The organism is Halomonas sp. H2, assembly GCF_050215315.1.
Taxonomy (GTDB): domain Bacteria; phylum Pseudomonadota; class Gammaproteobacteria; order Pseudomonadales; family Halomonadaceae; genus Vreelandella.
Map to the genome: position 1 here is coordinate 3655220 of NZ_CP189760.1, position 20229 is coordinate 3675448.

Below are 20229 nucleotides of genomic sequence, written 5' to 3' on the forward strand. Positions count from 1 at the left end.
TCCACCGCCCCGGTCACTTAGCGGGCGGCGCCGGTGTGGCAGCTGCCTACCCGGGTGATACTGGCCGGCAGTAGCGCCGGCTGTTCGCGGTGCTGGGTAAGCGGCTTATTAGCCAGCGCCGTGAGCAGGATTTGCAGCGGATCGCCGTGGCTAACCAGCACAATAGTTTCACCGCTGGTCTTTTGCTCCCACTCATCGATCACCGCCTGCATACGTTTTGCCACAGCGCTTACTGCTTCTACCTGATGCTGAGTGTGCTCGCCATCTTCAGCGTCTAACGCCCATATGCTGGGATAGCGGTCATCACCCTGCCCCTCCAACTCGCCAAAGTAGCGCTCGCGCAGTCGCGTATCCACGCACGGCAGCAAACGAAACCTGGCAGCCACGTGAGCGGCAGTTTGGGTGGTCCGTAAGAAGTCCGAATGCACCACGCGGGTGGGCGCTGGCCACTGCCAGTCAGCGACTAGCTGGGCAAGTTGTTGCTCCCCCCCTTCCGAAAGGCCGAAGTTTCCCACCCCTCGCTCCGGTGAGCTAACGATCACCCCCTGTTGATTGGCCTGACTATGGCCGTGGCGCATTAATAGATAGCGATTACGCCAATGGTCTGAGAGTGCCTGTAAAGTATTTGACATAAGTTCGTCATAAACCCTAGATTGAAGTGTCTACTTTCGAAAATAACCATCCTTCGCACAGAATGTCCACTTACGAAACTTGGATTCAGGCAACATAGTCTGCTTTGTTTAAATGCAAAACGTTGCGAAGGGAATACGGCATCACACGTCATTAGAATACAAGAAGTAGCAACACCACAAAAATAACGCACACATGAGGCTTACCATGGCAACTTCGCTTTTCCGCAAGCGCCCGCTTGCAATGCTTACGGCTGTATCCCTGTTACCATTCGCCCTGCTATCGACACACGCTTACGCTGAATGCGAGCGCGGCGATCTGGATGCTATCTATTGCGATGAAGATGGCGACATGGTCGCTGACCGCCCCGCGGATGAATCCGAGTGGAACAACCCCGACACGCTTATCTTTGCTTACACCCCAGTTGAAGACCCGGCGATCTATTCAGATATCTGGCAACCTTTTATTGATCACTTGTCTGAAGTTACCGAGCGCGATGTACGCTTCTTCGCGGTGCAATCCAACGCTGCCCAAGTGGAAGCTATGCGCAGCGGGCGGCTGCATATCGCCGGCTTCTCCACTGGTCCTACGCCCTTTGCAGTGAACCTCGCCGGTGCGGTGCCGTTTGCCTTGATGGGCTCCGACGACGGCCGGTTCGGTTATACCCTGCAGCTTTTCACCCACGTTGATTCCGATATTCATGAAGTTGAAGACCTGAAAGGCAAACGCGTCGCCCACACCTCGCCCACCTCTAACTCGGGTAACTTAGCGCCCCGCGCCCTGCTACCCGAACTCGGCATTACCCCCGATGAAGATTACGAAGTGGTCTACTCGGGCAGCCACGACCAATCCATGCTTGGCGTAGTGGCCCAAGACTATGACGCCGCCCCCGTAGCCTCTGAAGTCGTCGAGCGGATGGCCGCACGCGGTCTTTATGATGAAGAAGACGTGCGCCTAATCTACGAATCCGATAGCTTCCCCACCACCTCTTATAACTACGCGCATAACCTGCACCCAGACTTAGTCGAGAAAATCGAAGAGGCCTTTTTCAGCTTCGATTTTGTTGGCACCGAACTGGGTGAAGAGTTTGAGGGCGTCGAGAAATTCATTCCTATCAATTACCAAGACAACTGGCAGGTGATTCGTACCATCCAGGCGGCTAATGGCGTGAGCTATACGCCCGAAAATCTGGAAGAGTAAAACCTGAATTCAAGTAATAAGTGCAGCACCGCTACCGGCGGTGCTGCTATTTTCTCGACGATGGAAGCGAACATGCTGGAAATTACCAATCTGGTCAAACGCTATGGTCACGATGAAGCCGTGCTGAAAGGGCTTGACCTTAGGGTGGAGGGAAACAGCGTTGTTTCTATCGTAGGCGCTTCAGGCGCCGGCAAAAGCACCATGCTGAGGTGCATTAACCGTTTGGTCGAGCCAACATCCGGCTCTATCAAACTTAACGGCAATGAGCTGGTAAACCTTAAAGGCGCTGAATTACGCCGCGCGCGGCGCAAAATCGGCATGGTATTCCAGGGTTTTAACCTGCTGGATCGGTTAACGGTGATGGAAAACGTGCTGGCGGGACGCTTAGGCTACGTGAACCTTTACCAGGCGATTTCGCGCCGCTACCCCCAGGCCGATATTGAACGTGCCTTTGTGCTGATGGAACGCGTCGGTATCGCCCACTACGCCAACAAGCGTGCTGATGAGCTTTCTGGTGGCGAGCGCCAGCGGGTAGGCGTGGTGCGCGCCTTGATGCAGGAGCCTGAAGTGCTGCTCGCCGATGAACCCACCGCCTCGCTTGACCCGCGCACGTCTGAGCAGATCATGATTCTGCTGCAAAGCCTGGCCAGCGAGCTTTCACTGCCGGTGCTGATTAATATCCACAACGTCGCCCAGGCCAAGACCTATACCGAGCGCATTGTGGGCCTACGCCACGGCAAGATGATCTTTGATGGTGTGCCTGCCGACTTTAATAAAGATGCCTTGGATGCGATCTACGGCGGTATAGAAGCACCTGACGATGCGATTACCGATACGCCTGCGGAGGAGCGCTCTCATGACCCCGCCTGACGCCCCTTCCGCTACGCCAAGAACCTGGAAAAAACCGCCGTTTATCGCCAACCCCTTGGTACGCTACGGGTTAATCGTGATTGCCGTGGTTTATCTGGTCTGGGCCTTCGGCTCGTTGCCGTTCAACTGGGCGCGTATCTCTGAAGGCTTACCCCGCGCAGCACGCATTTTTGGCGGCGGCTTTCCCCCCAACCTAGAGCGCTACGAGTTACTGCTGACAGGCTTCAAAGAGAGCTTTCAAATCGCCATTTTGGCGACGCTATTGGGGGTCTTTCTATCGATCCCGTTTGCGGTAATGGCCGCGCGTAACATTGCTCCCATGCCTATTTATATCATTGGGCGAGCGGTGATTATTATATCGCGCAGCTTCCACCCGGTGATCGTGGCGATTCTGTTTGTGGCCGCCGTGGGTTTTGGCCCGCTAGCGGGCATTCTTACCCTAACGCTCTACTCGATAGGCTTCGTCGGCAAACTGCTGGCCGAAGAGATTGAAGAGATTAACTGGGGCCAGGTAGAAGCCATGAAGGCCGCTGGAGCGGGCTACGTGGCGATTCTTTTCTACGCCGTTTTTCCGCAGATACTGCCACGCCAAGTAGGGCTTTCCATGTACCAACTGGACAGCAACCTGCGTGCGTCTGCGGTGGTGGGAATTGTCGGGGCGGGCGGCATTGGCGGCACGCTGATGAACGCCTTTGGCCGCTACGACTACGACTTCGCCTTTGCGATTCTGCTTATTATCATCGCGGTCATTTTGCTCAGCGAAGGTGTCAGCGGCTGGGTAAGGAAAAAAATATGGTAGATCACGCACAGCAGCTTGCCGACCGGGTCTGGCAACGCTACGACCGCAAACAGCGCCTTATCCGTTACGCCGTGCTCTTCGCCACCCTAATGGTGGTGGTTTGGGCGCTGCGCGATATTGATATCTTCTGGCCCTGGGTATGGGATGCACCCAATCAAATCTCAGGGCTTGGAGGCCGCATGTGGCCGCCAAGCCCTGAAGGGTTAAATGCCATTATCGCCGCCCTCATTGAAACCGTGCATATCGCCACTCTGGCCACCTTTCTGACGATTTTTTTGGCGCTTCCGGTGGCCTACATCGCCGCTCAGAACACCACTCCAAACCGAGCTTGCCTGTGGCTGGGACGCTTTATTCTGGTCTCTAGCCGTTCGGTGAACACGATTATCTGGGCGCTGCTGTTCGTGGCGATTTTTGGCCCTGGGGTACTCGCCGGCATTCTCGCCATCGTATTTCGCTCTATCGGCTTTATCGGCAAGCTGATGGGTGAGGCGATTGAGGAGATTGACCGCAACCCAGTAGAAGCCATGGAAGCGACCGGCGCCTCCAAGGCCAAGGTGGTCGCCTACGCCATTGTCCCCCAAGTGATGCCGGCTTTTTTTGCCATCGTGATCCTACGCTGGGACATCAATATCCGCGAGTCGACGGTGCTTGGATTAGTCGGCGCTGGCGGTATTGGGGTCATCCTACAAGGCGCGATTGATACCTTCGCGTGGCCGACCGTGGCGACCATTTTGATTGCCATCATTGTGCTGGTGCTGATTGGCGAAGCCATTACCAGCCTGCTGCGCAGTAAAGTGCTTTAACCCATATTTCTAGAAACACGTTGCTTGAGCCATGGCAAGTGTTTGACCTAGCGTCAAACGCTTGCCATGGTTAAATGACCATCAACGACATGGAGTATGCACAGCGATGACAACCTATATCGTGGTAGCCGATGCCGCTCGCGCGCGTATTTTTACGCGTGATGCCTTAACGCTAGCGGAGCAGGAAAGCATGGTTCACGCGGAAGGACGCCTTCACGAAGGTGACTTGGTCACCGACGGCCGCGGCGATGTGCACGAGTCGATGTCCAGCACGGCACGTTCGGCAGGCGAAGAGGGAACTGCCACTAAACACGAAAACGAGCTGTTTGCGAAAGAGGTCGCTCAGCGTCTATATAGCGCTCGAGTAGGTAACAGCATGGAAAAGCTAATCATCGTCGCGCCACCCAAGTTTTTGGGCCTACTACGCGACAAACTCGATGGCCCCACGAAGAAACTAGTCATTCACTCCCTTTCGAAAGACCTAAGTAAAGCCCCGCTAGCAGATATTCAGGCTGCCGTAAGCGATTTACGCTAGACGTATCAGCAACAACGCTACCTACCTAACTCATTAAGGAATCGATGGCAGGGCAATATCGTCGCTGCGTTTGGCGCCAGCGGTCATCTCGCGGCACAGGCGTAGGAATTCGCGTACGCCGGTGGTGAGGTATTTATGCCGGTGCCAGATAAACGTGAACTGACGCTTTAAATCCAACTCCGGCGTGGGCAGCGGCACTAAGCTGCCGCGCCGGAAGGCATCGCGCAAAGCCAAACGCGAAACGCAGCCAATGCCTAAGCCGGACTCTACAGCGCGCTTAATGCCTTCGGTGTGTTCAAGCTCCAGCAGGGTATTAAAGCGGCTGCGCCGGTGGCGTGCGGCGTGCTCCAGGGTCATACGCGTGCCAGAGCCCTCTTCGCGCATAATCCAGTCCTCACGCAGCAACTGCTCAAGCTCCAGATGTTCGCGGCCTGCCAGCGGGTGGCGCGGCGAGCAAAACACACACAGCTCATCTTCCACCCACGGCTGGCTGATGATCATGTCATCGTCGCACTGCCCCTCGATCAAACCTAAATCCAGCGAGTGCTGGCGCACACCTTCGATAATATGGCGGGTATTGCGCACCGCTAAGCGCACGCGACTGCCCGGGTGGCGCTGCATAAAATCACTTATTAATAGCGTGGCTAGGTAGTTACCAATAGTCAGCGTGGCGCCGACATCCAGCGCCCCAACCCCTTTCTGCCCGCGTAGTAGCTCTTCAATCTCCTCCCCACGGTCAAGCAGCGCGACCGCTTTGGGTAATAGTTGAAAGCCCAATGCATTGAGCTTTAAGCGCTTACCAATCCGATCCAGCAGTTGGCAGTCGAACTGCCGTTCAAGCTCCGCCAGCGCCGTACTGGTCGCCGATTGCGACATGGCAAGCGCCAGCGCCGCCTTGGAGACGCTCTCATGCTGGGCAACCGCCACAAAAACTTCCAACTGTCGTAGGGTGTAGTGCATAAACCGTTACCTATCATAGAGCCGCTATATCTATTTTTAAGATAAGTGTTATCAATATAATTCGCTTAACAGATATACCACTCATTGCTTAGAATTGCTGGCAACATATTTGATCATTTTTATTCTTTTTAAGAATATGACCGATGCCGTTTAGCGCCAGCATCGACTAATGGAGAAAATGGCATGAGTAAGTTTGCTCTGGAAGAAGTACTTAGCGTTCACCACTGGAACGATACCCTGTTCAGCTTCCGCACCACCCGCGAGCGTAGCCTGCGCTTCAAAACCGGTCAGTTTGTGATGATTGGTTTGGAAGTCAATGGCAAACCACTGATGCGCGCTTACTCAATTGCCAGCCCCAATTACGAAGATCACCTTGAGTTCTTTAGCATTAAAGTGCCCGACGGCCCGCTTACTTCACGCCTTCAGCACCTGAAAGTCGGCGACCAGATTATGGTCAGCCGCAAGCCCACCGGCACGCTGGTATGCGATGACCTACTGCCGGGCCGTAACCTGTACATGCTCTCAACCGGTACTGGCTTAGCGCCCTTTATGAGCCTGATCCAGGATCCCGATGTTTACGAGCGCTACGAGAAAATCGTGCTGGTACACGGCGTGCGCGAAGTCTCCGAGTTGGCTTACGCCGACTTCATCACCAAAGAGCTGCCGGCCCATGAGTACCTGGGTGAAGATATCGCTGAAAAGCTGGTCTACTATCCCACCGTTACCCGTGAAGAGTTCCACACAATGGGCCGCCTGACCGACCATATCCGTTCAGGCAAGCTGTTTGAAGACACCGGCCTGCCGCCGATCGACCCGCGCCAGGATCGCGCCATGATCTGCGGTAGCCCCGCCATGCTGGACGATACCAGTGCCTTGCTTGATGAGCTGGGCCTAAACATTTCGCCGCGTATGGGCGAACCGGGCGACTACGTGATTGAACGCGCGTTTGTCGAGAAGTGAGAAGTGAGTGGTGAGTGGTGAGTGGTGAGTGGTGTGGAAAAATTCTAGCGCTATCGCATCACTAGCACAAAGCCCCTGCTGGAGATGATCCATAGGGGCTTTGTGCTACTTGCTGCTTACGATTCACAACTTACTGCTTTTTTCTTACCACTCACTACTCACAGTTCACAAACTTAAACCGCGTCTTTGCCCGTTTCACCGGTACGAATACGGATCACCTGCTCTAACGGCATGACAAAAATTTTACCATCGCCGATCTTACCGGTATTAGCGACTTGGGTAATGGCATCAATCACCTGCTCAGCCATCTCATCGTCCACGGCGACTTCCAGCTTCACCTTGGGCAGGAAGTCCACCACATACTCGGCGCCGCGATATAACTCGGTGTGCCCTTTCTGACGCCCGAAGCCTTTTACTTCCGTTACCGTAATGCCCTGCACGCCGATATCAGACAGCGACTCGCGCACGTCGTCGAGCTTAAACGGCTTGATAATAGCTGTGATCAATTTCATTGCGATATCCTCTAGCTTGGTGGCCATTAAATGACTGGTATCCCTGGCGACCCGTTGGGCACCAGTAACCTGCTAGTAACAAGCATACACCGCTACCGACAGAGAATAAAAAAGCCTCCCCGGAAGGGAAGGCTATAAGGAGCACACCAGCTCACTAAGTCAGCATCAAATTACTTCTTAATGCCGCTGTCTATTTCTTGATACCAAATTCGGGGTAGGCTTCAAGACCGCACTCAGCGATATCAACGCCTTCATATTCTTCTTCTTCGCTAACACGGATGCCCATGATGGCTTTCAAGATCAGCCATACCACCAGGCTGGCCAGGAAGACCCAAGCGAAGATGCCCACGATACCGATGATCTGAGCACCGAATGACGCGCCGTCGTTATTCAGCGGCACCGCCAGTACACCCCAAATACCCACAACACCGTGTACCGAGACCGCACCGACTGGATCATCCAGCTTCATCTTATCGAGAGTCACGATGGCAGCGACTACGATGATGCCGCCGATCGCGCCAATAATGGCCGCGCTCAACGCAGATGGAGAGAGCGGATCAGCGGTAATCGCCACCAGACCAGCCAACGCCCCGTTTAACGCCATGGTCAGATCCGCTTTACGGAACCACAGTTTGGCCACAATCAGTGCTGCGATAACACCACCGGCCGCCGCCGCGTTAGTGTTCACAAATACTTGCGCGACGTTGTTAGCTGAATCGATTGCCGCCAGTTTTAACTCAGAACCACCGTTAAAGCCGAACCAGCCCATCCATAGGATGAACGTACCCAGCGTCGCCAGCGGCATATTGGCACCCGGAATGGCGTGGATAGAGCCATCTTTACCGTACTTGCCTGTACGTGGGCCGAGTACAATCACACCAGCAAGCGCAGCTGCTGCACCTGCCATGTGAACAATGCCTGAACCCGCATAGTCAGAGTAACCAACTTCAGACAACCAGCCGCCGCCCCACGTCCAGTAACCAGACACCGGGTAGATAAACGCGGTCATAACCACAGCGAAGGCCAGGAATGCCCACAGCTTCATGCGCTCTGCGACGGCACCCGACACAATCGACATGGCGGTGGCAACGAACACCACTTGGAAGAAGAAGTCAGAACGCATGGAGTAATACGGTGCGTCGTCACCACCTGCAGTGACCGCATCAGCGCTGTTTTCAGCGCCAATCAAGAAACCCAGGTTGGGTAGAAAGCCGCCCGCGCTGCTGGAGTACATAATGTAGTAGCCGACCAGCAAATACATGGTGCAGGCAATCGCAAACAGCGCGATGTTCTTGGTGAGGATTTCAGCGGTGTTCTTGGAGCGGACTAAGCCCGCTTCTAGCATGGAGAAGCCAGCGGCCATCCACATGACTAGCACACCACATATTAGAAAGTAGAACGTATCGAGCGCGTAGCTCAGATCAGTCAACTCATTCATTGTCAGTTCCCCGTTGAACGATAGAAATGGTTCGCCACAACAGCGTTAAACGGCGTCTGCACCGCGTTCACCTGTCCGAATCCGAATAACGTCTTCAAGTGGTGTCACAAACACTTTGCCGTCACCGATCTTGCCGCTGTTAGCCGCACTGCAAATAGCGTCCAGCACGCTCTCTAAACGCGCATCGTCAACGGCTACTTCAACCTTCACCTTGGGCAGAAAATCGACGACGTACTCTGCGCCGCGATACAGTTCGGTGTGGCCTTTCTGACGGCCAAAACCTTTCACTTCGGTGACCGTAATGCCCTGAACACCGTTGTCGGCTAATGCCTCACGGACGTCGTCGAGCTTGAATGGCTTGATGATAGCGGTGATGAGTTTCATCCCGGATCTCCCCTGCTGGATAAGTCCTGCTAGATTGGTAGCGGCACAGCCGCCAGAATAAGCACCTGAACCGCTAATGCGCATACTGTGCCAGCTGACATTTTTTTCTTATAAGTCAGCTTATTAGCTAGCAGCAAAAGCGCACTATGCCGCTAACCTTGAGCCAATCCATTGTTACGCCTCCGCTATTGCACCAAAAAAGAGCGTAAGCAAAAGTTGCCTGCTCTATTTCGATGCAAACTATTTCGCTGCAAACTATTTCGCTGCAAACTATTTCTCTACAAACTATGCGCTCTACAGGAGATTCACGCGGTGCATGCGAATTCGCCAACTGTTGCGTATCCTTACCGGTAAGCAATTTTTATAGATGTTCATTTAGCGAGTTATTAAGGAGAGAGCAGCAATGGCGCCTCAAGACCGTATTAGCCGACTGGCCCAACAGATTGGCGACCGCTTACAAAACGCCTCACAGGCACCAGAAGATATTCAAAAGGGCGTGCAGCAAGTCGTGCGCGGTGCCTTTGACCGCCTGGAGCTTGTCTCGCGGGAAGATTTCGATATTTTAATGGACGTACTGCAGCGTACGCGCTCACGGGTGGAAGCGTTGGAACGCCAGGTCGCCAACCTTGAAGCCGCCGTTGAAACGTCAGCGCCCTCCACTGCCACGCCGCTGGAGGCAGAAGTACCACCGACGCCCATTTCTGAACCAGGCAATTCTGAAATAGACGCTTCTGAATCAGACAACCATGCGGATAAAGATGATAAGCCCGCCTAATGGCTGGGTTTTAAAAGACCCAGCACTTAAAAACTAGCACTTAATGAGATAGCAGTTAGACGCTCCATCACTCAAGTATCGGCAATAGCTTATTTTTATCTGTTGCCGACTACTTGAGGCGTATTCTTAGCCACGATGCATCGCTATTATTAGCCGTTAGTACAGCAGCCACAACAATAAATACGAATCAATGTCATTGACATTTCATCTATCAATGATACCTTTCTTGTGTGTTTCCCCAACAAGTAGCTAAGCGTCTGCAAGCACCAATACAGAACAAACCAACTACCGTTTACTCGTTCCATGACATTTGCCAGTGCAGTTATTTTTCGCTTGGATGCTAATGCGCCAATTTGATGCACCCCAGGAAAGTCTTAGCGCTATGAATGCATCACCATGATCGCTACTCAACCTCTTTCCACTCAATCGCCGCATGTGCTTACCTCTCAGTCATTGCAGCAGCTAGGGATGCGCTTTGGTATTGATTACCGTATTGAAGGTAGCGGCGGCAGGCTAGCCACTGTGGCACAGGGCAGCGTGCATGATGTTGGACTCAACCAAGCACTGCATTTAACGCTTTCCGATCTGCAGGTGGAGCGCACTTATCGATCCGCCTCTCGCCAGTCGGTTCCCTGGTTTATGAGCGTGGTGCTGGATGGCCATATTAGCGCCACGGTTGGCACACAGCACTTGGCATTAACCGCAGGTGAGGGGCTGTGCGCGCACTTTAATGCCCAGCACCCGCTCACCGTGTGCCAACCCGCTCAGCCGCGTCTGCGCACAATCAACCTTGCCGTACTCGCGACCGAGTCCCTGTCATTGCCCACGCTTCCCAGCGGGCCATTACTGCACCACTGGCGCTTGCCTAAAGCGCTTACCCGGTCGCTTTGCGACGCTATCAACCAGCCACTGCCCGCCTGCCGTCAACCACTGGTATGGCAAGGGTTAGCGTTACAGCTGCTCGGCTATGGCTTACCCGCTAGCCGGACACCGCCGCTGGCAGGTCAACCCACTGCTAGAAGAACACAAACGCGTTTAACGCCCCGTGACCGCCACTGCTTGACCCAATTGCATCAACGCATTGCCGATCACCCGACGCACGCCTATTGCCTACATGATCTCGCCCGTGGTGCCGCGATGAGCCCTAGCAGCCTGCGACAAAAATTTCGTGCCTGCTATGGCTATTCACTGTTTGGCCATCTGCGCCAATGCCGCCTGACACAGGCGTATCACGACTTACAGCGCGGCAGTAGCGTACAGCACGCCGCCCACGCTTGCGGCTACCGCCATGCCACCAACTTTGCCACCGCGTTTAAGCGGGTCTTTGGCATCGCCCCCCATGAAGTCCTTCAGTGTTTTTGACACCGCTGCGTGGGCAATGTCTCGATAAGTTCCTTGACGCCGGTACTTATGACAGCCCGCATAGCATCGTTAGCACTTCGCATACCTTTCCACTGCAAATAAACGCAATAATTCTCATTAACACGTTGGCTAATTGATTCTTATTGCAGGTACTCCCCATGTTCATCCCCCATCACCGCTTACTTCGCTCTCCGCACTTTTTACGCTCTCCAATCAGCGCCGCTGTTATCGCAGCCCTGGCCGTTTCCCCGCTGCACGCTCAGCAAAGCACCGCGTTGGAAACGGTCACCGTCACCGCCCAGCAGGCGGCCACCAAGGTAGCAACGCCGACGATCGAAATCCCCCAGAGCGTTTCCACCATTACCCGGGAGCAGATGGATAACCGCGGTGTAAGCACCGTTCAACGCGCCACTGATTACACGCCCGGTGTTTACAGCAACCAGGTTGGCGCCTCCAACCGCTTCGATTATCTGGTGCTACGCGGGTTTTCTGACGGCAGCTTGAGCAATACCTTCCTGGATGGCCTAAAAGTCATGGGCGATGCCAACTCCCATAGCAGTATGCGTATCGATCCGTGGTTTCTGGAAAGCGTAGAGGTAGTCCGCGGGCCCGCCTCGGTGCTCTATGGGCGCGCCTCCCCAGGCGGTGTGGTCGCCCTGAACAGTAAGCGTCCCGAATTTGAACAGAGCGGTGAACTGCGTTTTCGAGTCGGCAACAATCATCAGCGCAGCGCCGCTTTTGACCTCACCGGGCCAATTGGCGCAGAGCAGCGGGTGGCCTTTCGGCTGACCGGTATTGCCAGCGCCGCGGATACTCAGTTTGGCCCAGCGGAGGAAGAACGCTATGCCATTGCGCCACGCCTCAGCTGGGATATCACCGACGACACCAGCCTAACCGTAGAAGCCTACCTGCAGGATGAGCCGGAGGGCGGCTATCACTCCGGTGTGCCCTATGAAGGAGCCGTAGTCGCCCACAATGGCCGCAAGATCAGCAATAACTTTTATGATGGTGAAGAGAATTATGACACCTACGAGCGTACCCAACGCATGGTCGGCTACACCCTGGAGCACCGCTTTAGCGATCAGGTGACTGGCCGCCAGTTGATGCGCTACCTCAATTCAGATGTGGTGCTCAATCAAGTCTACGGCTATGGCTGGACATCCCCGACGTCTGATGAGCTCACCCGCTACTACTCCGGCAGCGATGAATCGCTGGAAGCCTGGACGCTCGATAACCAGCTTGAAGCCAACCTCAACAGCGGCTTTACGAACCATACCCTGCTAGCCGGGGTTGATTACCAACAGCGGGAAAATGAGGTGGCGTGGCCTTCAGGGTATTTCCAGCCAATCAATGCGTTCAATCCCGTTTATGGCAGCGACCCGATTGAATTTTATGCCCCCATACGCGAACGCCATGAGATCGACCAGACCGGGGTTTACCTGCAAGACCAGATAGCCATGGATAACTGGCGCGTTACCCTGGGCGGCCGCTACGACTGGGTCAATATCGACAATGCCAACCGGGATAGCGGCGATACTAGCTCTCTCAGCGATACCCAGTTCAGTGGCCGTGCCGGGGTGGTCTACCTGTTTGATAATGGCGTGGCTCCCTACTTGAGCTACTCCACTGCCTTCACCCCCACCAGCTTCGTGGATGACAGCGGCGATCTGCTCTCCCCAATGGAAGGCGAACAGTGGGAAGCGGGCGTGAAGGTTCAGCCTCACAACAGCGCCAGTCAGTACAGCGCGGCACTGTTCCACATCAGCCAGGAGAACGTGGCTACTAAGGAGCAGCCCACCGACCCTTACCGCGCCGTAGGCGAGATCGAGTCCCAAGGGCTGGAGCTTGAAGCGCAAACCCAGCTAACGGATTCCCTCTCACTCCAGGCGGGCTACAGCTTCACCGATATCACCTACGCCAAAAGCGACGACGGCAACCAGGGCAATAACGCGATTTACTCTCCCCGCCATCAAGTGCAGCTGTGGGGCCATTACAAGGCCAACGACGGCTGGCTGAATGGCGTTGATATGGGCGTCGGTGTACGCCACTACGCGGATATTGCCGCTGACCGTGCCAATACTGAAAGCGTGCCTGACTACACGCTGGTCGATGCCACCATTGGTTATGATCTCAGCCAAGTAGGCGTAAACGGTGTCGAAACACGCTTAAACGTGAGCAACCTGCTCGATAAAGACTACGTAGCTTCCTGCAACTCGCTTGAATACTGCTACTTCGGCGCCGAGCGCGGCGTAACCGCCAGCGTTCACTACCGGTTCTAAAACCCTTCCGCGTTTGACCCCGCCCAGGCCAAAGCGTCTGGGCGTATTTTTTCCTGAAGACAGGTTTGCAAATAATAAATATTATCGTTTAAATACATCTCTTATTTTTAGGATGGCCTTTCATCACCATGCGCCACACCTCCCTATTCTGTTTGTTTGCGCGCTGCGGGCTATTTGTCGCCTGCCTACTCAGCGCCTCGACCACCCAGGCCCAGTGGGCAACGGTCGACTGGACCATTGCCGAAACCTTGCTGGCCATTGACGCCCCGGTTAGCAGCGTCGCCCAGCAGAGTGACTACCACGAGTGGGTAGGCGAGCCACGCATTCCTAAAAGCGCTACCGATATGGGGCTGCGCACCCAGCCCAACCTGGAACTGCTCGCCGAAGTGCCACCGCAACAGATCCTTATTTCCCCCATGTTCGCTGGCTTAACGCCACGCCTGGAGCGTATCGCCCCCGTCACCTCGTTCGCGCTTTATTCGCCAGGCACCGATACCTGGGAGGAGATGCAAAAACTGACCCGCCAGCTAGGCGAGTTAACCGAGCACCAGCCCCAGGCAGAAGCGCTGATAGCGGAAACCCAAGCTTTGATGGCCAACCTGCGCGACTCCCGGCCCCCTTCACAATCCGAAACCGCGCCGCTACTTATGGTGCAGTTTATGGACGCCCGCCATGTGCGGGTGTTTGGGGAAAACAGCTTATATAACGCCGTCCTTGAACAACTGGCGCTGCCCAATGCCTGGGATCAAGCCGCGAATGCCTGGGGGTTTGCGCTGGTGGGGATTGAAGCGCTGGCGCGCTACCCAGCGGCAACGCTGGTCATCATCGACCCGCTGCCCGCTGGAGTTCAGGAGCAGCTTGATAACAGTGGGCTGTGGCAACAGCTCCCCAGCGTTAAACACAACAAGCTGGTAAGCCTGCCGCCGGTATGGAGTTTTGGCGCGCTGCCCTCCGCCCAGCGCTTTGCTCGCGAGCTGACCGCGGCACTGGAAGAAGCGCCTGCTGATAGCGGCCAATCCAATGATTAGGAGGGTGTGACGCTACCAAAGCGTGCTTAATTACGGTAGGTTAAACGCTTAAGATAAAGTAGCTTTAGCCCACAGCGAGGGAAGGCGATGACACTAGCCATTGTTGCCACGCGCGCAGGCGTTGGCTTAGACGCACCGGCGGTGCATGTTGAGGTGCATCTGGCCAATGGCCTGCCGGGACTAACGCTGGTAGGTCTACCGGAAACCGCGGTAAAAGAGAGCCGCGAGCGGGTGCGCAGCGCCTTGGTAAACGCAGGCTTCGATTTCCCCAATACGCGACGTATTACGCTAAACCTAGCTCCTGCTGATCTCCCCAAAGAGGGCGGCCGTTTCGACCTCCCTATCGCCCTAGGCATTCTCGCCGCTTCAGGGCAAATTCCAGTGGAAGCGTTAGAAGGCATGGAGTGTGCGGGCGAGTTAGCCCTGGATGGCAAGCTGCGCGCGGTACCGGGAATCCTACCGTTTGCGCTGGCTACACGGCGGGCGAAAAAAGCGCTGATTGTTCCCCGCGACTGCGCCGATGAGGCGGCCCTGGCGGGGGATTTACCAGTACTCCCCGCCGATACGCTCTGGCAGGTCGTCGCTCACCTGCTTGATCAAGAGAAAATCCCGCCCCATAAGCTAAGCGCCTCGGTGAAAACCACCGTCCCAGTGGATGACCTCGCCGATGTGCGTGGCCAGCAGCAGGCCCGCCGCGCGTTGGAAGTCGCCGCAGCCGGAGGCCATAATTTACTATTTGCCGGCCCGCCAGGAACCGGTAAAACCATGCTGGCCAGTCGGCTGCCAGGCATTCTGCCGCCGCTTTCCGAAGAGGATGCACTGGAAGTCGCTGCCGTGCGCTCGGTCTGCGGCCTGCCGCTGGAAGCCGACTGGGGGAAACGGCCCTTTCGACAGCCCCATCACAGTGCCAGCGCCGCCGCCCTGGTGGGTGGCGGCTGTGAATTACATTAATAAAAACGACTAAACAAAAAACTGCACGACTGGCATACTGCACTTAAGAAAAAAATAGGTGCTAATATTTGCATGGCTAGTCGAAATCTAATCACTAATTTTGAAGAATTTCCTCACGATGGTCGCCACTGGATGATACGGTGGGTAGATGGGTACCAATCGCATGAGGGACGAACATCAACCCCCTCTGTTGGCGTCAAGCTTTGTCCAGTAAGCTCGAACCCAAACAAACAAGAAATCTGCAAGCCTGCCAGCCTGAGTGAAGAGATCCTGGTACGCGCACATACGGGAATAGTTCCAGAGCTTGTTTTAGGTACCATATACAAAAATGGGCGCCTAATTGGTCGCGCTAATGCTCAAACTATTAATATTAATGCAGATTTAACAGATAACAGTTCTAGAATTGTTAAAGCAAACGATATCATGCCTGAAAGGCCAAGTTGGTGGAAAGATGAATTCCCATACCGTTGGATAGGGCAGTCAGAATACAATCTTGGAAAAGACTTTTCTAACAGCTACTGCGTTGTAATTCAGCAAGCACAAAGTACCTATATAATCCCTTGCCACGAAGTTTTTAGGGCCCTCATGGCACCCTCTTCTGAGTTCGCACTAGCATTAACAACGGGGCCATGGGCAACAACTAGGGAAAGAATTGTTAATATACAAAAAACTGGAACAATTTCCGATGACGAATGGTTGGTAATTTTAAGAAAGAGAATTAAGGATAAGTTTGCTGATAATGCAGCGAATCTCACTATTTCTGAACATGGCATTCAAGCAGCTAATGCTATTTATGCTAATGCCTTAAGGGCTACTGGTGAGTCTTATATATATGCAGGCATTCCTTTTCTAGTTAACAATTTTAAATTTTCTGTACGTGCAGTTCAAATACAATCAGAACCTAACAAATATCTTTGCTTGGAGATAATCTCAGCAACGTGGCCTTTTAGTAACTTGACAATCCACCATGGTCGCGACAATAGTGGCGAGACAGGCAAAGACACTATAGATTCAGATAAAGATAAGCCTTGGCCAAATGGCAGTCAGAACAACAGCAGCCCAAATGATGATTTAGCGATTTCTTCTAAAGAAGATCCTGCAGCGAATTCTGGGCTTGATGAAATCAGCTCTTTAGGGGTTGCTTGGAAAAACAAACCAGAATTAAAAAAAATTGAAAAAGAGGTTAGTTATAAATACCTTACAGGAAAAGTAACGCCTATTGAAAATCAATTTTTCAAGTATGGCACTTCTGGATTACCGACGCATGGAAATACAGAAACAAAGGAGGTTTCTGCGGAACAGGTCGGCCAAACAAACATGCCTTATAGGTTTTTGCAGTTAAAGAAAATGTTGAATCTGCTTCGCAATAAAAAAATAATAAGTAATCTTTTCTGCTATCAGCCACAAGAAGGCGGTCTGTTTAGAGATAACATTCTGACTTGGCCATTACCCAAAAGAGTTATAGACGAGTATCAAAAAAAACACAGAAGGGACAAATGGACCACGTTAACACTTTCAAAACATAGAAGCGTTTTAGTTTATCATTTTGACTACAGCGGAAGTAGAGTATTTCTTCTTGAAATTGAATGTAGAGAAAATGAGGGTGGGTACTGTGCGTTACTGCTTGAGATAACAGAAGAAAACCATCAAGCGACTATCAAAAAAGTTATAAACCACATAGCATTTTTCCGTGGAAATTTAAAAGGAGCTGAAAGTAAAATTCGAGCTTCTTCGGGTGTTTTAGATATGAAAACATGGGTACACGCATATAATAAAAAGCAAGATAGCAGTTCATCTATAAAGCCACTTAACCATGTAAGCTTCACCAAAGCTTTAAGAACGCTCACAGGCGAATAAAGACTAAAGTAATTTAAAATATATAAGCTAGGTGAAACGTACCGAAAGACGTCATCCAGAGGGCGGTTTTTGTAAGAGGCTACTTTAGCAGCCCTTCCGAAAGCCGCAATTCATGCTAAACAGCATTGCCCTCTTGCACCTTCAAACAATCCTGCCAGATTCACTATGCGACGATTTGGTCAGCCTCTGCGTGCCAGAAGAGACAGATATCCAGCGAAGCTATGTGGGATGCATCGACTCAACACGAATCGCCAAACAGGCACTACAGAGCGGGCGAGGAGTACTAGATCTTGTACGCGAAGAAGGGCTTTTAGACGACGCTACGCTGAGTGAAATTCAGCGTCCCGCGAACATGATTGCTTCGAGACAAGCAACACGAGTTACGCCGGTCAGCGGGTAACTTCCTTGTTTCGATAAGAGTAAGTGACCTGCCTAGATTTAAACCTTCAAGTGGCAGGTCACAGTAAGGTTATAATTACTTTACAAAAAAGTTAATGACCTATCTAGCCCAACAAGCCCTTAAGCGCTTCTTGTGCAGCATTATTTTCGTGCCCCACAAAAAAAGGATTATCTTTTATAACAGCGTTTTTCGCTAGATTGAGTGGTTGGAATGGATCTGAGGTAATATCAATCTGATAGTCCCTCAGAGATCTACCAAACTTACCCAGTGCAATGCATGTGACAGAATTAGCGCCTGCTTTACGCAAAAGTGCGGCGGCTACACCGAAAGACACCCCATGAGTAGTACAGTCATCTACCACTATGACATTACGCCCGGTGAGGTTACCGCGATATTTAGGGTTTAAATGAATAGTTTCTATCTGTTCGGTGGGATCAAGTCGATCTGTTCTTGAACCAGCTGACGACCGCTTAGTTGATGGTTTATGACGCACAAACAAGGGCTCTCCCTTTCTCGCCATACGAACTTTTGATACAGTTGTCCTTAAGCGATGCGTAAAATCGCTGAGTACCTCGCTATCACTGTTATCGCTAGCTGACGAAGGAAACACTCCCCAAAAAAGCTTTGGAAACGAGTCAACACCCTGAGTTAGCAGAGATCTCGCAACCATTGCAAGTAAGGCATTCAATCGAGGCCCCCCTTGTTTTATAGTACTAGTTAGATGCGCGCGAAATTGTTTTTGATCAAAGTCTTTTCCGAAAGTAGATAGATCTGAAAGAGCATGTACAGAATACGAAGCGCCTTGGCCATTGAACCACCACTTGCCATCCCACTCCGAAGTTAATCGAAGGGTTTCCTTAAGAGAACGTGCACAATCCACTTGAATACCGAGCTCAGACACTCTTGGGTCATTTGACCAACCGGCTGCAACCATAACCGCTTTACCATTCTTACCCATGGCAATGTCAGCTTGCGATCCAACTAGCACTAAGACATCTTGCGGCGCGATTTTTAGCTTTTCGGCAGTTCTTTTAATAATCCCTCCATTTTGCCGTCCTAGCTCTTGCTTAAATATTACACCGGTTTCGGCAAATAACTCATCAAACCAACCCGGTTTGGCGTTATTTGAGACAATCCCAACCTTATGATTATTTTGAGCTGCTTCTATCAAAACCTGTGCAATAGAGGGATCGGGGTCACCATTAATTAGCAGCGCACTGGGAGAGGTTACTATCAACATAGGCTTCTTTTCATATTGTTAAAGTGACTAGGAACTACCTAAATTTCTAAATTCTGTTGCACTGGTTCGGTCGCGATATCTTCTGATTGCTCGGAATCCACTTGCAATGAGGAGGTATCCAAATCCAGTAGCGCTATAAGCTGCTCGGTTTCTCTAGGTATCTCAAACGATGTTGCGCCACGTGCACGCTCCGAAAAAACCATTTCTGGTCGGGCTTTTGCTGTTCCTGGCAGGAATATATTGACCACTTTTCTTTGGTATTTTGAAGCATATTCAACAGTGTGAGCTGTGCCGCTCTTTATTTTCCATTCAACTGGAATAACAAACTCAGAAAGGCCTGCCTGGATTCGATTTCGCCTCACAAAGTTCTCACCAGAATAAGATTGATGTGGCAGGTATTCTGTTATGACTGCCCCGCCATTCATCAAAATTTTCTCACGGATCTCTTGAGAGCCTTTGGGGTAATCAAGGAATATTCCATTTCCTAAAACCGCCACTGTGGGCAAGCCATACCTGAGAGACTCCTGATGAGCAACTTGGTCGATGCCAAAAGCGAGGCCAGATACTACCGTTCTCTCTGAATGTGCAAGTGTTGCGACAACGTAGCGAGCCAAGAACTCACCATCCTTTGAAGGCTTACGAGTGCCCACAACAGCAATTGGACGATTATAAAGGGTTCGAATATCCCCTTGGATAAATAGCCAGCGCGGCCCATCTTCAATTTCTTTAAGCCTGCCTGGGAACTCCTCCTGATCCCGAAAGACTAGCCGTGCTCTATATTTGGCCAGTTCCCTGGCTAGCTGAAGGCCAGCCTCCCAGACTCTATGCTGCCACTCTTCAGGACTTTCACCGTCCAGCAAAAGTGATACCTTCAGCTCTTTTTCAAGAACAGAAATCGGTGAATTTTTGAGAAAGTCTTTGAACCCTTTCCCGGGCAACATCAGACGAAATAGCGTCCAGTACCCAACACCTTTGATAGTCGATAGCGCAAGAAAAGCTACGACTTCATTACGCCAAAAATTGGCACCACGATCCATGCCTTACATTCCCAGTTAGCCGCTTTTTTCGTTATCCATAGTAGAGACTACTTGAATTCGGGTTCGCGCAGAAGAACCTGCCTACGCCAGTCGTACCTTTCACGTCACTTTTTCTTATTAAGCACGTACCCTGGATTCATAGAATAAGCGCAGCACTTTGGACCACAAGGTAGAGGCAGGAGGGCCAGCGCCGGTACCCTCTCTGCCTT

19 protein-coding genes and 1 pseudogene are annotated in these 20229 nt (G+C 52.5%); 13 read left to right on the forward strand and 7 right to left on the reverse strand.

Annotated features, from left to right (window positions below; translation table 11 throughout):
• Positions 1–17 precede the first annotated feature (17 nt).
• Entirely contained in the window at positions 18–632 is a 615-nt protein-coding gene (locus ACQE2I_RS16920) for a histidine phosphatase family protein (RefSeq protein ID WP_427029198.1), read from the reverse strand.
• A gap of 205 nt (positions 633–837) precedes the next feature.
• On the opposite strand from ACQE2I_RS16920, the gene phnD reads away from it, so the two are divergent.
• From phnD to ACQE2I_RS16945, 5 genes are all read left to right on the forward strand, one after another.
• Entirely contained in the window at positions 838–1830 is a 993-nt protein-coding gene (gene phnD, locus ACQE2I_RS16925; protein WP_427029199.1) for a phosphate/phosphite/phosphonate ABC transporter substrate-binding protein, read from the forward strand.
• A 72-nt stretch (positions 1831–1902) separates the two neighbouring features.
• The gene (gene phnC / locus ACQE2I_RS16930) at positions 1903–2700 is read left to right on the forward strand and encodes a phosphonate ABC transporter ATP-binding protein (RefSeq protein ID WP_427029200.1); all 798 of its coding nucleotides are present in this window, start codon (positions 1903–1905) and stop codon (positions 2698–2700) included.
• Positions 2687–3499, forward strand: coding sequence for a phosphonate ABC transporter, permease protein PhnE (phnE, locus tag ACQE2I_RS16935; protein ID WP_427029201.1), 813 nt, complete (start codon positions 2687–2689; stop codon positions 3497–3499). The genes phnC and phnE (ACQE2I_RS16935) overlap by 14 nt, the downstream gene beginning before the upstream one ends.
• On the forward strand, positions 3493–4302 hold the full coding sequence (phnE, locus tag ACQE2I_RS16940; RefSeq protein ID WP_427029202.1) for a phosphonate ABC transporter, permease protein PhnE: 810 nt from the start codon (positions 3493–3495) through the stop codon (positions 4300–4302). Before phnE (ACQE2I_RS16935) ends, phnE (ACQE2I_RS16940) begins: the two co-directional genes overlap by 7 nt.
• 106 nt (positions 4303–4408) lie before the next feature.
• Positions 4409–4837, forward strand: coding sequence for a host attachment protein (locus tag ACQE2I_RS16945; RefSeq protein ID WP_427029203.1), 429 nt, complete (start codon positions 4409–4411; stop codon positions 4835–4837).
• A gap of 33 nt (positions 4838–4870) precedes the next feature.
• Here the strand turns inward: ACQE2I_RS16945 and ACQE2I_RS16950 are convergent, their stop codons facing one another.
• Positions 4871–5797, reverse strand: coding sequence for a LysR family transcriptional regulator (locus ACQE2I_RS16950; RefSeq protein ID WP_427029204.1), 927 nt, complete (start codon positions 5795–5797; stop codon positions 4871–4873).
• Positions 5798–5980: 183 nt separating this feature from the next.
• Here ACQE2I_RS16950 and ACQE2I_RS16955 point away from each other — a divergent pair, with 183 nt between their 5' ends.
• Entirely contained in the window at positions 5981–6757 is a 777-nt protein-coding gene (locus tag ACQE2I_RS16955; RefSeq protein ID WP_427029205.1) for a ferredoxin--NADP reductase, read from the forward strand.
• 173 nt (positions 6758–6930) lie between these two features.
• Here ACQE2I_RS16955 and glnK read toward each other — a convergent pair whose 3' ends face one another.
• The 3 genes from glnK to ACQE2I_RS16970 form a co-directional block, all read right to left on the reverse strand.
• A complete protein-coding gene (glnK, locus tag ACQE2I_RS16960; protein ID WP_071695990.1) occupies positions 6931–7269 on the reverse strand; it encodes a P-II family nitrogen regulator in 339 nt (112 codons plus the stop codon).
• A 190-nt stretch (positions 7270–7459) separates the two neighbouring features.
• Positions 7460–8707: an ammonium transporter gene (locus tag ACQE2I_RS16965; protein ID WP_427029206.1), complete on the reverse strand. Its 1248-nt coding sequence runs from the start codon at positions 8705–8707 to the stop codon at positions 7460–7462.
• Between the two features lie 45 nt (positions 8708–8752).
• Entirely contained in the window at positions 8753–9091 is a 339-nt protein-coding gene (locus ACQE2I_RS16970; protein ID WP_007112359.1) for a P-II family nitrogen regulator, read from the reverse strand.
• Positions 9092–9494: 403 nt separating this feature from the next.
• Here ACQE2I_RS16970 and ACQE2I_RS16975 point away from each other — a divergent pair, with 403 nt between their 5' ends.
• The 7 genes and pseudogenes from ACQE2I_RS16975 (at position 9495) to ACQE2I_RS17005 (ending at position 17743) form a co-directional block, all read left to right on the forward strand.
• Positions 9495–9866, forward strand: a complete 372-nt coding sequence (locus ACQE2I_RS16975) for an accessory factor UbiK family protein (RefSeq protein WP_427029207.1) — start codon at positions 9495–9497, stop codon at positions 9864–9866.
• 396 nt (positions 9867–10262) lie between these two features.
• Entirely contained in the window at positions 10263–11228 is a 966-nt protein-coding gene (locus ACQE2I_RS16980; RefSeq protein ID WP_427029208.1) for a helix-turn-helix transcriptional regulator, read from the forward strand.
• A 158-nt stretch (positions 11229–11386) separates the two neighbouring features.
• Positions 11387–13507, forward strand: a complete 2121-nt coding sequence (locus ACQE2I_RS16985; protein WP_427029209.1) for a TonB-dependent siderophore receptor — start codon at positions 11387–11389, stop codon at positions 13505–13507.
• Positions 13508–13635: 128 nt separating this feature from the next.
• Positions 13636–14535: an ABC transporter substrate-binding protein gene (locus ACQE2I_RS16990; RefSeq protein ID WP_427029210.1), complete on the forward strand. Its 900-nt coding sequence runs from the start codon at positions 13636–13638 to the stop codon at positions 14533–14535.
• Positions 14536–14622: 87 nt separating this feature from the next.
• Positions 14623–15471 (forward strand): annotated as a pseudogene (locus ACQE2I_RS16995) (YifB family Mg chelatase-like AAA ATPase); the annotation flags it as partial.
• Positions 15472–15558: 87 nt separating this feature from the next.
• Positions 15559–17343 carry a hypothetical protein gene (locus ACQE2I_RS17000; RefSeq protein WP_096277126.1) on the forward strand — a complete coding sequence of 595 codons (1785 nt, stop codon included), beginning with the start codon at positions 15559–15561 and terminating at the stop codon, positions 17341–17343.
• A 112-nt stretch (positions 17344–17455) separates the two neighbouring features.
• The gene (locus ACQE2I_RS17005) at positions 17456–17743 is read left to right on the forward strand and encodes a hypothetical protein (protein WP_096277124.1); all 288 of its coding nucleotides are present in this window, start codon (positions 17456–17458) and stop codon (positions 17741–17743) included.
• Between the two features lie 103 nt (positions 17744–17846).
• Here ACQE2I_RS17005 and ACQE2I_RS17010 read toward each other — a convergent pair whose 3' ends face one another.
• Positions 17847–18983, reverse strand: coding sequence for a hypothetical protein (locus ACQE2I_RS17010; protein WP_192526916.1), 1137 nt, complete (start codon positions 18981–18983; stop codon positions 17847–17849).
• Between the two features lie 38 nt (positions 18984–19021).
• Complete coding sequence (locus ACQE2I_RS17015) at positions 19022–20020, reverse strand: DNA-processing protein DprA (RefSeq protein WP_086961193.1); 999 nt, start codon at positions 20018–20020, stop codon at positions 19022–19024.
• Between the last annotated feature and the right edge of the window lie 209 nt (positions 20021–20229).